Below are 14,652 nucleotides of genomic sequence, written 5' to 3' on the forward strand. Positions count from 1 at the left end.
GTCAGGACGTCAGGTGCCGGGGCCGGCATCCGCACCGATGTGGATGCCGGCCCCGCCCATGGCGGTCAGCTCAGCGGTTGGACCCAGATGTTGCGGTACTGGACAGGGTTCTGGTGGTCCTGGAGGCGGATGGATCCGGTCGCTGGTCCTTCGGGGATGTTTCCGCCGGTCGGCCCGGTGATGGCGACGTTGTCGTGGACGCGTACGCCGTTCCAGACCACGCTCACCCGGGCGTTCTCGATCTTGTTGCCGGCGGTGTCGTAGCGGGCGGCGCGGTATTCGATGTCGTACGTTTGCCAGGTCTCCGGCGGTGTCGCGGCGTTGACGTCGGGTGCCTTCTGCTGGTAAATCGCGCCGGCCTCGTTGTTGTCCCGTGTCGGGTCGCCGTACGAGTCGAGAACCTGGATCTCGTACCGCTCCTGGAGGTAGACGCCGCTGTTGCCGCGGTTCTGGCCGGTGACGTCGGGCGGGAGCAGCGGCACCTTGAACTCGACGTGTAGCCGGAAGTCGCCGAACGCCTGCTTGGTGCGCAGGTCGCCGTTGCGGACCTCCATCGCGCCGCCGGCGATCCTGGCCCAGCTGGCGGTGCGGCCGTCGGTGTGCTGCCACTCTGTGAGGTCGGCGCCGTCGAAGAGGACGATCCGCTGACCCGGCCGGCGTACGGTGACGAGGTCGAGGTTGACGTGGCCGGTGTCGGTGGCGTCCACCCGGTACTGGATCGCGTTGACGCCGCGGCGCAGCGTGAGCCGTTCGGTCTTGGTCGCCCACTCGTCCCAGGTGACCGTGGTCGGCAGGACGGTCTGCCGTACCTTGCGGCCGTTGACGTGGATGCTGACCGTCTTGTTGCCCTGGAACGGGTTGGGTCCGTTGCTGTAGCGGAGCCCGACCTCGTACTCGCCGGCTTGTGAAACGTCGACGTGGACGGTGGTGGAGGCATTCAGCGCGCCGTAACCGGCGACGAAGCCGACCCCGGAGTAGCCGCGGTGGTCGGTCGCGAGCCGGGCGCTGCCCTCGCGGTTGCCCTCCTCGGCCTCGTAGAAAATCTGGTCCGGCTGCGGCCCGGGGATGTTGTTGAGGGTGTACCAAGCCTCGGTGCTCCACAGCTCCTCGCCGTTCGCGGCGGCGAACGGGCGCGGTGAGCGCAGGTACACGACGCGGTCGCGCTGGAGACCGTCGACCGTCAGCGTGACGGTCTTGCGGTCCGCGGAGACCTTGGCCGCGGTGACCTTCAGGGTCTCCTCGTCGACCTTCGGCCCGCCGTACGCGGGGGTCGCCGCGTACCGCCACTGCGCGATCCGGTAGCTCTGCGCGATGTTCTGGATGGTGGCGGTGGACAGCGGCTGGGTGTACTCGATCGTGAAGCCGTTCCGGGTGGCGCTCATCGACTTCATGTCGAACGCGTTGGCACCGCTCGGCGTCAGCTTCTGCAGCCCGTGGCGCAGCTTTCCGGCCTGGCCCCAGTTGCCTTCGGCGCCCAGACCACCGACGTAGACGGCGCCGTCAGGGCCGATGGTGACCCGGTTGACACCGGCCTCCAGCCCTTGCGTGTGCCGGAAGACGGCGCCTTGGTACTCGCCAGCCACCTTTTCCAAGTACGCCCGCTGCAACCCGCCGTACGTCACGTCACCGATGAGCAGCTGCCCGCGGAACGGCCCGTTCTTCAGCAGCACCGGCGTGCTCGGCGAGTTGGCGATGTCGTTCTGCGGCAGCCACAGCACTGGCTTGGTGACCGGGTTGGCGTCGAACGGGCCGTCCTGGTTGGTGTAGTGGTTGAAGAAGCGGTCCTGCTTGATGTGGACGAGCTTCGACGAGGGCAGCCAGCCGCCCTGGTTGTCGGTGGCGAAGAGTTCGCCGTCCGGGCCCCAACCGATGCCGTTCGGCGTACGCAGGCCACCGGCCACATAGGACACTTTGCCGGTACGCCGGTTGACCACGATGCTGGTGCCCCGGTTGCCCACCGGCTGCGGATCGGTCGTCGCGCCGCCGAGGTTGATCGCGACCGACAGGTTGAGGTAGAAGTTGCCGCCCTTGTAGAGCAGGCCGAACGCGAACTCGTGGAAGTTGCCGCCGAACGGCCAGACCGCCACCGTCCGCTGCTCGTCGACGACCTCGTCGCCGTCGACGTCCCGCAGCTCGGTGAGCTCGTGCTTCTGCGACACGTAGATGGTGCCGTCGACCACCGCCAGGCCCATCGGCTCCTTCAGCCCGCTGGCGACCTTCTTGTACCTGACCCGCTCAGGGCTCGTCCGCCCCGTCACCTTGTCCACTATGTACACCTCGCCGAGCATCTGGTCGCTGCCGCCCCAGGTGGCGATGACCAGCCGGCCGTCGGCGGTCCAGTCCATAGCGGACACTTGCGGCTCGAAGCCGGCAGGGCGCAGGTCGGTGAGCGCGTAGTTGGGGTGCACCGCGTCCAGCGGGAGGCCGTCGCCGGGCGCGTCGTCGACGCCCTGGCACGCCTTGTATCCGGGCGCGGTCACCCGGACGACGCCGGCGTCCGTGCTCAGCACCGATGTGGGTACGACGGCGAAGTCCGCGGCGCCCGGCGGCTTCCAGGCCAGCGTGAGCTGTTGGCCGCCGCCCGCCTCGAAGTGCTCGATCCGCAGCGCGTGGTAGCCCTCGGTCAGGGAGACCGTGCCGTCCTTCGACGTCGCTCCGTGCAGCCCGTCGTGGTCGACCACCAGCGCGTCGTCGACGGTGAGCTGAGACCCGTCGTCGCTGGTCAGCCGGAACGTGTACGCGCCGCTGGCCGGGACGTTGATGTTGCCGATGACGTGGGTGACGAAGTTGTCCTCGAAGCCGAAGTCGGCCGCACTGGTCCAGTCGACGACCGGCATCAGCTTGTCGACGTTCGGTGTCTGGCCGGGCTTGAGTGTGCAGATCTCGGTGAGCGGCACCCGTACGTCGTACGTACGCAGCGTGATGCCCGGTTCCTGTGCTGGTAGGGCCGCGGCCCGGACGGCACCAGGCGTGGCGACCGCGGCCAACGGACCGAGGAGCGCGACGCCGAGGAGCGCGGCTAGGCGGCTCACTCGTGGGGGCGAGGGGGCATTCATTCCTCCTTGGACGGTGCTGGTGAGGAGCCGCCGTGGAGCCAACGCCGGGGGTGCCTGCCCGGCGACGGAGAGAACCACGGTCACGGCGGTGGGATCATCATCAGCCACATTCGATGAAACTGCTAGAGCTTTTGAGAGATGAATGTGAACTTTTGAATGTGGATACAAAAGTCATGACCCATGGCGGGCGATGAGGTCGCGGGATTAATGTACGGACTAGTACGTTAGTTGCGGCGAGCGGAGTTGATCATGTCTACGCTGGCGAAGATGGTGGCGGTCCTGGTGTTCGCCAGCGGGCTGACCGGCCCGGTTGGGTCGACCGCGCACGCCGCACCAGCCCACGACGCGGTGCCTGTCCCTGTGGTCAGCGGTCCGATTCCCTCCACAGTGGGCAGTGCGGGCCACGACTACACGTTCTTCGCCAGCGACCTCGATCTCGCCGCCCGCGGCTACGTCGAGCAGGAGTTCTTCTACAGCGGTCTGGCGAACGTCTACGACGCGACCGTCGCACCCGGGATCGGTGCCCGGCCCACGCCGTCCCCGACGGCCAACATCGTCTCCACCGGTCACCCGTACCGGACCCGCATGGTGGTGCGGCGTCCGGCCCGTCCGGCGGCGTTCAACGGCACCGTGGTCGTGGAGTGGCTCAACGCCACCAGCCAGTACGACGTCGAGGCACTGTGGTTCCGTACGCACGAGTTCCTGATCCGGGAGGGCTACGCGTGGGTCGGCATCACCGCGCAAAGCGGCCCGATCACCAATCCGACTCTCGGCCTCAAGGCGTTCAGTCCACAGCGGTACGGCGGCCTCGACCTCACCGACAGCGGGACACTCACGTCCGGTGACCCGTTGTCGTACGACGTCTACGCCCAAGGACTGCGTGCGGTTCGCGCGACCGGTGTGCTCGGGGGTCTGCGCAACCGCGTGCGGACCGTCGTCGCGGCGGGAGTGTCCCAGTCCGCCGGACGGGTGTCGGTATTCGTCAACGCGATCCAGCCCCGCGGCCGGGCCGTCGCCGATGCCGCCCTGCTCTACATCGGCGGCGAGCGCATGCGCACCGACCTGGGTCTGCCCGTGTTCAAGGTGCTGTCCGAAACCGAGTTCACCGCACCGCCCTCGGCCAACGAGATCAGCTCGCTGCAGCCGGACACCAACCGGATGCGGACGTGGTCGATCGCTGGGGCATCCCACTCGGACTGGGCCTCGTTCGCGGTTCGCTACGCGCTGCTGCAGCGCGACCAGCCGGCAGCCCCGTTGCGGGACAACTGTGCCCGGCCGAGCCGCAGCCGCATCCCGGACCGCTTCCCGCTGTCCGCCGCGATCCACCATCTGGCCGCCTGGGCCCGGCGAGGCGTACCTCCACCGAAGGCGCCGCTCATCACACTCGCCGCAGACGGCGCCACCGTGCTGCGCGACGACCGCGGCAATGCGTTGGGCGGTCTGCGTTTGGCCCCGTTCGAGGTGCCCGTCGCCCTCGACACCGGCGTGAACGAGAACCCGCCGGGCGGGACCGGATTGTGCTTCCTCAACGGCACGCACCTCCCGTTCGACCGGCAAACGCTGCGCACGCTCTACCCCGATCGCCAGGCGTACCTGCGACAGTTCACCGACGTGGCGTGGAGGAACGTGTACGCCGGCTACGTCCTGCCCGCCGACGCGCGGGAAATGCTGCGGTACGCGCAAAGCTCACTCGCCGGGCGCGACCTCGAATGTGGACCCCTGTGCGCCAACGTGGCCCAGTTCCCCATCCAGCCGTCCACCCAGTTGCTGCGCGACCACACCGCCTTCCTTTACCTGCGAGGAGGGGACCAGCTCCTGCGTACCCTCGATCAGGCCACTCTCGCGGTGGCCCGCGGCCAGTCCGAGCCCGCGGACCGGAAACGTTTCTTCGAGCACGCGATCCGGTCGCTCCAGCACTATCAGACGCAGCTCGACCGGGAGTACCAACAGGGTCACACGACAGCGGACCAGGTCCGCCTGCTCGGCGGATACGCGCAGATCCTGATCGAAAGCCTGTCGTGAACCCAGCCAAGCCGCACCCGGTCAGGCTACCGCGGCGCTCGTCGCGGTCCAGACCGTCGCTCTAGGCTTGGTGGATGAGGCGCTTCCCCGACAGTTTCCTATTCGGTGTCGCCACCTCCGGTCACCAGACCGAGGGGGACAACACCAGCAGCGACACCTGGTTCTTGGAGAATGTTCAGCCGACCGTCTTCACCGAACGCTCCGGCCGTGCTTGTAACAGCTGGGAGCTGTGGCGGGAAGACCTCGATCTGGTCCAGGCCATGGGGCTGGGCGCCTTCCGGTTCTCCCTGGAGTGGGCCAGGATCGAGCCGCAGGAGGGTGCCTTCGCCAGCGAGGCGTTGGAGCACTATGCGGCTATTGTCGACGGCTGCTCGCAGCGCGGTCTGGCGCCGGTGGTGACTCTCAACCACCTGACCAGTCCACATTGGTTCGCCAAGCGCGGCGGCTGGCTGGATCCCGCCGCGCCGGGGCTGTTCGCCCGGTACTGCGACAAGGTGATGGACCACTTCGGCGACCGGATCACCGCCGCCGTCACCCTCAACGAGCCGAACCTGCCGCAGCTGCTGTCCTGGGTGGACCCGCCGGCATCCGTCCGGGAGTTGGAGCGGGCCACGCTGGAGGCGGCCAGCGTCGCCGCGGGCGTGCCCCGCTACCGGGTCGGCAACATCATGCTGCCGGAAGAGTTCGACGCGATGCGGGATGGCATGACGGCGGGCCACCTCGCCGCCCGGGAGGCGCTCAAGGCAAGGCGACCCGAGCTGCCCGTGGGCCTGTCCATCGCGATCGTTGACGACCGGGTGGCCGGCGACGACCCGACACTGCGCGACCGCAAGCGCGCTGAGTTGTACGACCACTGGCTGCGGCTGGCCCGCGAAGACGACTTTATCGGCATCCAGAACTACGAGAGCGCGGTCTACGACGCCGACGGGCTGTTGCCGCCGCCGCCGGGCGCCACGCTCAACCAGTTGGGTTCGGCGATCGATACCGGGTCGCTCGGCGGCGCCGTGCGGTACGCCCACGAGGTCAGCGGCGCGCCGGTCTTCGTGACCGAACACGGCATCGGCATCGACGACGACACCCTGCGGGCCGGCTTCGTCGAACCGTCGCTAGCCGGCCTGCTCGACGCGATCGAGGAGGGCGTGCCGGTGCTCGGCTACTGCCACTGGACCCTGCTGGACAACTTCGAGTGGACCGCCGGCTACACCTTCCACTTCGGACTCCACACAGTGGACAGGGAGACATTCTCCCGCACCCCGAAGCCGAGCGCGGGCGAGTACGCCGCCATCGCGACCAGCCGGACCGTGAAGGGCTAGCGGCGAGGTCCCCGGCCCGTTAGGCGCGCATTTTTGCGTACAGGTGCGGGTCGTGGGCGTTGATGATCGTGACGTTCGACTCTGCGCGGCGGTGGAGTTCCGCGAGCCGGGCGTGGTTTTCCCGGACCTTCCTCAGGTCGTATGCGATCAGTGTCTCCTGTACTCGGAGGACGCCGGGTACGCGGCTACGGCCGTCGAGGGTGCCGTGATGGTAGAAGGCGTCGCCGCAGTGCAGCAGCCATCCGCGGCCGGTGTCGACGGCGACGCACGCGTGTCCGCGGGTGTGGCCCGGAAGCGGGATGAGCACGATCCCGGGGTCGATCGCGTCGAGTTGCTTGGCGGCGGCGAACCCGTGCCACGTTTCGCCGCCGGGCTCGTGCTCGACGACCTTGGGGCCGTGCGCCCACTGGGCGGGGCGGTAGCGCAGCTTCTCCCGCCAGGACGGGGAGTGGATCGCCCCGAACGCCTCGGCGGATGTCACGTGGATCTGGGCGTCGGGGAAGTCGGCGATTCCGCCGATGTGGTCGAGGTCGAAGTGTGTGATGACGATGTGCCGGACGTCCTCCCGGCGGAAACCGAGCCGCTCGATCTGTCGGGCGGCGGTCTCCTCGGGGTCCAGCACCGGCTTCGTGAGGCGGCGTACGGGCCCTACCCGGTGGACGGGATCGGCGATGTCCTTCAGCCCGTAGCCGCTGTCGACCAGGGCCAGACCGTTGTCGGTCTCGAGGAGCAAGACATGGCAGACCATGTGTGCGCCTGGCAGCAGCATCGTTCCGCAGTTGAGGTGATGAACGTTCATGATGTGATCGAGATGGCCTGGCGGATGTGACCCGCGCCGGTGACCTGCGCCAGCATGGCGTCGGCGAGATCGGCGTACGGCATCCGGGAGAGGAAGCCGAGCTTCAGGTCGTGACCGGTGCGGTAGTGCCCGGTGTGCGGGGCGTCTTTGAGCACGGCGGGCCGGAAGATCGTCCAGTCGGTGTCGCTGGCGGCGATCAGCGCCTCCATGCCCTCCTTGTCACGGACCAGGGCGCCGCTGGCGAGCCGGGAGATGACGACGAAAGGACTGGTGCGGCGGCTGTCGCCGGTGCCGTAGAGGCTGATGGCGACCAGGCGGCGTACTCCGCTGGCGTCCATTGCGGGAATGATGGTGCGCATCGCGTCGGTGCACACGGACGTCTTGGCGGTCAGGCTCTGCCCCGCCGCGAACAGCACGGCGTCCGTGCCGACGATGGCCTGCTTGACCGCCTCCGCGTCGTGGATTCCACCGGCCACCGTATGCAGGTTCGCGTGCGTGGGTAGTTTGCCGGGGTCGCGGGCGAGCGCGGTGATCGTGTGCCCTTGGGCGAGGGCCTGGTTGAGCAGTGGGCGCCCGGTGCGTCCGGTGGCGCCGAAGATGGCGAGTTTCATGGTGTTCGTTCCCTTCAGGATGGTCGATGAGCTGGTTCTGTCATCGCCAGGATGGTTATCGCGATGAACCGCACCTGCCGGTCGTGTCCGGCGTCGTTGCCGTCGAGGTGTGCCTGTGCCAGCGTCCCCTCGTACATGGCCAGGACCGCTTCGGTGAGGTCGGCCACCGATGTCGTCGGCGTGCGGCCCATCCGCTGGATCGCGGAGGACAGGCAGGCCGCGAGGAAGCCGCGCATTCTGCTGCGGTGCTGCGCCAGGACCGTCGCCGCCTCGGACCGCCGCAGCGCCTGCGCCATCATCTCGGTGGACACCTGGAACCACTGGCGGCTCAGCGGCAACGTGCGCAGCACCCGTTCGACGACCTGATCGGCGGTGACCGGCCCGCCGTCGGCCTCAACCGCGCCGAATCCCTCGGTCAGCCGCGCGGCGACCAGCTCGGCGTGCCGCTCGAACAGGGCGATCAGCAGGTCGTCCATCGACTCGAAGTTCGAGTAGAACGCGCCCCGGGTATACCCGGCCCGCGCGCACACCCTCTCCACGGTCGCCGCGGTCAGACCCAGCTCTTCCACGATCTGTGCCGCGGCGTCCAGCATGCGGCGCCGAGTCTCCTCGCGTCGGCGGGTCTGCCGGCGCGGCGCCTGAGCGGGTTCTTCTCGCGATGCCATGCTGTGAGGATACAAAATGCATCGGATACATTTCGTATCTTTGTGACGACCGTCACTCCCGCCTGCCGCACCTGGGCCCGGCCTTGGAACCGTCCGGCACGCTGCCGGCGAACCCAGCCAGAAGGCCGTCACGGCCGGGGGTCGGGAGGAGCGGCGACGATGTCCTATGTGGGGATCGACCCGCAGGGGTCGCGGGAACTCGGGCAGGTGTTGCAGAACGCGGCAGAGCGTATCGACGGCCTGCGGCGTAATTTGTCCGTCGCGCTCGACCTGGTCGATCTCACCAGCCAGGTGCCGGCCCAGCTCTCGCTGGTACAGGACGGTTTCACGACGCTCGCGACCGGCCTTACCGACAAGGTCGCCCTGGCCGAGCGGTACGCGACGGACCGGAAGGGCGTGGCGGCGAGTCCGGGCACCCCGGCGGGCACGTTCGGCGCCAGCGTCCTTGTCAGCTCTGCCGAGGCAGCGGAGCCGCCGAAACCACTGACCTTCGGTCCGCCGATCCCGCCCGGCAGGCCGGTCCCGCCCGGCACGCCCTTCCTACCCGGCCTGCCGCTGCCCGAACCGATCCTGCCCTTTATGCCGACCACACCGTTCAGGCCGCAGTTGGTCGACCCGCCGCCCGACGCGCCGACGTTTCCCGAGTTTCCCGTACGCCCTCGCGGCGTGACGTTCCTGCCTCCCGAGAACTCTCCGAGCCTGTGGCCCGGCGCGCCGTTGGTCCACCCGTTTGCGGTCAGCTCCGATCCCAGCCAGGAACTGCCCGTCCTGCCACCCATCGACTACGGCAGACCCGCGTTTCCCTATTGGCCGCAGATCCTCCTGCCCGAGCTGCCATCGTCCGGTGACACCCGCAACATCAGTGCCGGGGATTCCTCGGCACCAGGGATAGGCCAGGGTGGGGCGGTGGCATCAGCTACTCCTGGAACGACCACGACTCGTCACTGATGCTCCTTTTCGGCCTCGGCGCGGGCCTAAGCATCGGGTCATCGACGGATCCCGTATCGCCCACCTGGGATGTGGGGTGCAAGCGCGATGGACGTTCCACAGTGGAAACTTCGACTGGCCAATGAAGGAGCACTTCAGGCCACAAGCGGGAGGCACCTGGACGGGGAAACTGTCCTACCAGGACGGTTTCTACACCTCAGTGACCCCGTGGTTCGCCGGGCGGGACTTCACGTTGTCCGATGGCTGGAAATTCACCTACACGTCCGAAGGCCCGGATTCCGGCCTGGTGGGGCGCAGCTATACCTGGGCGCCGGTTGGAGACAGGTGGGCAGGGATCTTTGTCGAGATACCGTTGCCGGGCATCTCGCCCAGCAGACCTGTCGAGTGGCCGTCGCTGTCGCCTGATCCGCGGGCGATATCGCTGACCGGCGTGCAAGGTTGGGAGCCGCCGCAGTCACAGCTTTCCGACGAGAGGTGGCTGTTGCCACCCCTGGGTTCTCCACCGATCGACTGGCGGCTTCCCGGAGAGTCCATATACGACCCAAGAATCAGGTTGCCAGATCTCCCCGAGATACTGTCGCCGGCTCAGGTTCCCGCCGGTCCACGACCGGAAGATACCTTGACCGGCGGTCGGCTGCCCGAGCGGCAATCCGCCCTGCCGGAGCCATTGGGTACGCCGGTCGTGGCGCCGGTGGCCTACGCGCCGCCGGCATTCGACACCGGCGAGGACTGGGGCGCGGACTGGAACGGTCTGTTGGACAACGCCGTCTGGTTCGGGGACACGCCCGCTGAGTCCTTTGACATCTAGAGACGACGCCCGTCGCGGTCCAGGCCGTCGCTCCCGCGGCCTCACCCTCCGCGGTTGACGCCCCCGTACCCGCCCGATTGCTGCGGTGATCATGAGGTTAGCGTCAGGGCAAGCGCTCTCCCCGACGCTAACCTCATGATCACCGCAGGGCTGGCGGCTGAGGCCTGTTGAAGCCGGGATGAAGCCGATATGAAGCAGGGCGGCTGCACACTGCCGGCATGTGGTCGATCACGGGGGTGCGGCGCTGGATCCGCACGGTTGCCACCATCACGGTGGTTGGACTGGTGTGTGGCACGGCGGCCGGACCGGCGGCGGCCGACCTGCCCGACGATCCGGGCGTCCGGGTGCCGAGGCCCGGCGACTCCGGTTCGGAACGGGCGACGGCGCAGGCGGAGGCGGCCAAGACCCGGCAACGGGTCGAGGTGGTCGGTGATCGGTCCGAGAGCGGCCAGGTGTTCGCCAACCCGGACGGCTCGTTCACCTCGGAAATGAGCATGGCGCCGGTACGGGTGCGCCGCGCGGGCGGCTGGGTGCCGGTGGACACCACGCTGGAGGCACGCCCCGACGGCACCGTGGCGCCGAAGGCGGTGCCGCCGACGCTGGCGTTCTCCGGCGGTGGGACGGTGCCGCTGGTACGGCTCGGCAAGGACGCCCACGAGCTGGTGCTGACCTGGCCGGACGCGTTGCCCACCGCCAAGCTGGACGGGGACACCGCCGTCTACCCGGACGTGCTGCCAGGCGTCGACCTGCGGATGCGGGCCACCGCGTACGGGTTCTCCCAGCTGCTCGTGGTGAAGACCAAGCAGGCGGCGGCCAACCAGGCGCTGGCGACCATATCGCTGGGGCTGTCCACCACCGGCTTGTCGGTGAGCGCCGACGAAATCGGCAACCTCCGAGCGGAGGACGGCGCGGGCAAGCTCATCTTCGGCGCGTCCGCGCCGCTGATGTGGGACTCCACGCCACCCCCGGACGCCGCGACCGCGGGCCTGGCCGGGCCGGACCGGCCGGGTGCCCGGCAGGCGGTCAGCGAGGTGGCGGTCGGCCAGGACCGGCTGGTGCTGCGGCCGGACCAGAAGCTGCTCAGCGATCCGGCGACCACCTATCCCGTCTACATCGACCCCGACTTCACCGAGGGGGCGCTGGGCTGGACGTTGGTGCTGGAGGGCGTCACCCAGCCGAAGTGGAACGGGGCCAACGACACCACGCCGATCCTGGGCAAGTCCGGATACTCCACTTGGGACGGTCCGGCCGTGAAGTACCGCACCTACTTCCAGTTCAACACCGCCCAGGCACTGGGTACGGCGCTGAAGTCGGCGCAGTTCCGGGTCATGGAGGTGTGGGCGCCGTCGTGCACCGCGACGTGGGTGCAGGCGTACGGGACGGCGCCGATCCATCAGGGCACGAACTGGGACAACCAGCCGTCCCGGGAGTGGGCGGTCGGGATCGGGGAGAAGCTCGCGGCCTACGGCCACCCCAATTGCGCGGCGGCCCAGTTCCTGGAGTGGGACGCCTTCGGCGCGGTGCAGGAGTCCTTGCGGCGGGGCCTCGGCACCACCACCATCATGCTGCAGGCCCGGGACGAGCGGGACATCAACGCCTGGAAGAAGTGGCTGGTCAATGCGGACAGTCCAAAACTGACAGTCACCTACAACCGGTACCCGGACCGCCCGTACGGCCTCACCGTGGAGCACAAGCCCTGCGCCCAGGTGCCGAACCAGCCGTACGTGAACCCGCTGAACCCGAACGACCAGCCGGCCGGCCCGACCCTGCGCGCGTACGTCAGCGACCAGGACGGTGGGCTCGTGCGGGCGGGCTTCCAGTGGTCCCTCGCGGACGGCAGCCGGCCGGGTGGCGTCGAGACCACCTCGGCGTACTCGACCAGCCACTTCGGGGCGCAGATCCCGAGCTGGACGTTCAACGACGGCGAGACCTTCCGGTACCGGGTGGTCGGCCTGGACCCGATGGACTCGGGACCGTGGACCGACTACTGCTACGCGACGATCGACCGGACCCGGCCACCGGCTCCGGCCGCGGTGAGCTCGGCGACCTATCCGGAGAACGACATCGGCGGGAGCGCCGGGTTCACGGCGGGCTTCACCTTCCGGGCGCCGGTGCCCTCGGACGTGGCCGGGTTCCTGTACGGCCTGCACGACCAGCCGACCCAGTTCGCGCCGGCGAACAGGGTCCAGGGCGTGGCGAGCGCGCTGGTGACGCCGCCGGACAACGGCCCGCACACCCTCTACGTGTACAGCGTGGACCGCGCCAACAACGTGAGCAGCACCCGGTACGAGTACCACTTCACCGTCGGGCGCGGCACCCCGCCGGTGGCGCACTGGCGGCTGGACGGGTTGACGGACACCCAGGTGCTGGACTCGCGGCCGCAACGGCACGACGGCGCCGTCACCTTCGGCCCGGCGAAGTGGCACCCCGGCCGGCGCGGTGACGCCCTGTTCCTCGACGGGTCGACCGGCGCCTACGTCAACACCGGGAACGGCCCGGCGGTCCGCACCGACGCGAGCTTCTCGGTGGCGGCGTGGGTGAAGCTGGGGCAGGCCGGCACCACCGACCAGGTGATCGTGAGCCAGGACGGCAACCAGCCCAGCGAATTCACCCTGCAGTACGCCGGCGACGTGAAGAAGTGGGCGTTGACCATGGCCCAGTCCGACACGGCCAACACGGCCTGGGACCGGGTGCTCTCCGACGCGGTGGCCCAGGCCGACGTGTGGACGCATCTGGTCGGCACGTACGACCCGTCGTCCGGCGACATGCGGCTGTACCAGAACGGTGTCCTGCAGGCCCAGGTCGGCAAGCACAGTAACCGGCGTCCGGTCTCGAACGGCACGGTGCAGCTGGGACGCGGAAAGGCCAACGGCGGGTACACCGGCTACTGGCGCGGCGGCATCGACGACGTGCAGCTCTACTCCCGGGTGATCACCGCGCGGGAGGCGTACGAGCAGGCGTCCGCGCCGACCGAAGAGCTGTTCCTGCCGCTGGACGAGGGCGCCGGCACCACCGCCACGGACATCTCCGGGGCCTACCGCAGCGTCCAACTCGGCGCGGGCGCCAGCTGGACGCCCGGCGCGGACATCATCGGCGAGGGCACCGCGGTCCGGCTCGGTGGCACCAGCACCGGCGTGGCGACCGCCGGCCTGCCCGCGGTGCGTACCGACCAGAGCTTCATGGTCAGCGCGCAGGTGTGGCTCGATCCGGCGGTGGCCAGCGGCACCGGAACGCTGACCGCGGTGAGCCAGGACGGCCCGCTGTCGTCCGGGTTCACGCTGGGATACAACCGGGCCACCAGGGGATGGACGTTCGCGCTGTCCCCGGCCGACGCGGCCAGCCCGGTCCCGATCGCGGCGGACTCCTCCGCGGTGGGCCGGACGGCGTCGCCGGCGACGTGGACCCACCTGCTCGGCAGCTACGACGCGGCGACCGGCGAGGTGAAGCTGTACGTCGACGGCGAGCCGACCGACAGCAGCGCCGGCCGCAGCACCGCGAACGTCACCGGCCGGCTGGTGCTGGGCCGGGACTGGCGCAACGGACAGGCCGCCGGATTCTGGCACGGCGCGATCGACGACGTGCACGCCTGGACCGGGGTCAACGAGGCCGTGGGGCTGGCGGCGTTCTACGCCCCGGTGTCGCAGCGGCGCTCGGCCTACGACGGCCAGCTGAACCGGTTCCTGACCCTGAACCCGGCCAGCATGGACCACATGACGGTGCCCGGTGGGGCCGCTCGCTACTACCACTTCGAGGGTTCGCTGGGCGCCTTCGCACCGGCGGACGCGGAGAACACCCGGATGCTCTACCTGTGCCGGGTGGGCGGTGACGACGAGTTCACCTCGCCCGACGCCGCCTGTGAGAACCAGGAGGTGCTCGGTCCACTGGGGAGGGTGTATCGGGACCCGCCGCCGGACCAGCCGTCGCTGGCCATCTACCGGTGCCTGGTCGTAGAACCGGGGGTCTACTCGGACCACTTCGACTCGACCGACCCGCTGTGCGAGGGCAAGCAGACCGAGTTCAAGCTCGGCTACACGCGGCCGTACATCCACCTGGTGCGCTACACCAGCCCGACCTACCCGTACGACCACACCAGCAGCACCCTGCTCGTGGCCGCCGACTACCTGCCGGAGGGTTCACTCGGGCGCCTGGCCATGCACAGCGGGGACGGCCGCGTCGCGCTGTGGAGCTGCCTGGACGGCGCGGACTCGTTCCTGTCCAACGACACCGCGTGCGAGGGCAAGACCGTGGTACGGCGGATGGGCTGGATCTGGCCCACGCCGCCGGCCAACTTCGCCAGCCGCGAACTCTTCCGCTGCCGGGCCAGCTGGGGGGACCTGTTCGAGTCCACCAACCCAGCCTGTGAGGGCCAGACCGTCCTCGCCTCCGTCGGCTTCGTCGCCGTCGGGCTCTGATCCCGCTCCTCGCCACGT

Annotated in this window: 9 protein-coding genes; 5 read left to right on the forward strand and 4 right to left on the reverse strand. The window is 69.2% G+C overall.

Features of this window, described 5'->3' with window-relative positions; all coding sequences use genetic code 11:
- Positions 1-65 precede the first annotated feature (65 nt).
- Positions 66-3,140: a 3-keto-alpha-glucoside-1,2-lyase-like domain-containing protein gene (locus Prum_RS34560; protein ID WP_246278276.1), complete on the reverse strand. Its 3,075-nt coding sequence runs from the start codon at positions 3,138-3,140 to the stop codon at positions 66-68.
- Positions 3,141-3,305: 165 nt separating this feature from the next.
- On the opposite strand from Prum_RS34560, the gene Prum_RS34565 reads away from it, so the two are divergent.
- Positions 3,306-5,078 carry an alpha/beta hydrolase domain-containing protein gene (locus tag Prum_RS34565; protein WP_173080431.1) on the forward strand — a complete coding sequence of 591 codons (1,773 nt, stop codon included), beginning with the start codon at positions 3,306-3,308 and terminating at the stop codon, positions 5,076-5,078.
- 74 nt (positions 5,079-5,152) lie between these two features.
- Positions 5,153-6,391, forward strand: coding sequence for a glycoside hydrolase family 1 protein (locus Prum_RS34570; protein ID WP_173080433.1), 1,239 nt, complete (start codon positions 5,153-5,155; stop codon positions 6,389-6,391).
- A gap of 19 nt (positions 6,392-6,410) precedes the next feature.
- Here Prum_RS34570 and Prum_RS34575 read toward each other — a convergent pair whose 3' ends face one another.
- From Prum_RS34575 to Prum_RS34585, 3 genes are read right to left on the reverse strand one after another with little or no spacing between them, the layout of a single operon-like run.
- Entirely contained in the window at positions 6,411-7,190 is a 780-nt protein-coding gene (locus Prum_RS34575; protein WP_173080435.1) for an MBL fold metallo-hydrolase, read from the reverse strand.
- Complete coding sequence (locus Prum_RS34580; protein WP_173080437.1) at positions 7,187-7,801, reverse strand: NAD(P)-dependent oxidoreductase; 615 nt, start codon at positions 7,799-7,801, stop codon at positions 7,187-7,189. Before Prum_RS34580 ends, Prum_RS34575 begins: the two co-directional genes overlap by 4 nt.
- 14 nt (positions 7,802-7,815) lie before the next feature.
- Positions 7,816-8,466 carry a TetR/AcrR family transcriptional regulator gene (locus Prum_RS34585; protein WP_173080439.1) on the reverse strand — a complete coding sequence of 217 codons (651 nt, stop codon included), beginning with the start codon at positions 8,464-8,466 and terminating at the stop codon, positions 7,816-7,818.
- A 159-nt stretch (positions 8,467-8,625) separates the two neighbouring features.
- Between Prum_RS34585 and Prum_RS34590 the strand changes: the two genes are divergently transcribed.
- The 3 genes from Prum_RS34590 (at position 8,626) to Prum_RS34600 (ending at position 14,634) form a co-directional block, all read left to right on the forward strand.
- A complete protein-coding gene (locus Prum_RS34590) occupies positions 8,626-9,414 on the forward strand; it encodes a hypothetical protein (protein WP_173080441.1) in 789 nt (262 codons plus the stop codon).
- A 121-nt stretch (positions 9,415-9,535) separates the two neighbouring features.
- Entirely contained in the window at positions 9,536-10,222 is a 687-nt protein-coding gene (locus tag Prum_RS34595) for a hypothetical protein (protein WP_173080443.1), read from the forward strand.
- 218 nt (positions 10,223-10,440) lie between these two features.
- Positions 10,441-14,634, forward strand: coding sequence for a LamG-like jellyroll fold domain-containing protein (locus tag Prum_RS34600; RefSeq protein WP_173080445.1), 4,194 nt, complete (start codon positions 10,441-10,443; stop codon positions 14,632-14,634).
- The last annotated feature ends 18 nt before the right edge of the window (positions 14,635-14,652 follow it).

The organism is Phytohabitans rumicis, assembly GCF_011764445.1.
GTDB classification, from domain to species: domain Bacteria; phylum Actinomycetota; class Actinomycetes; order Mycobacteriales; family Micromonosporaceae; genus Phytohabitans; species Phytohabitans rumicis.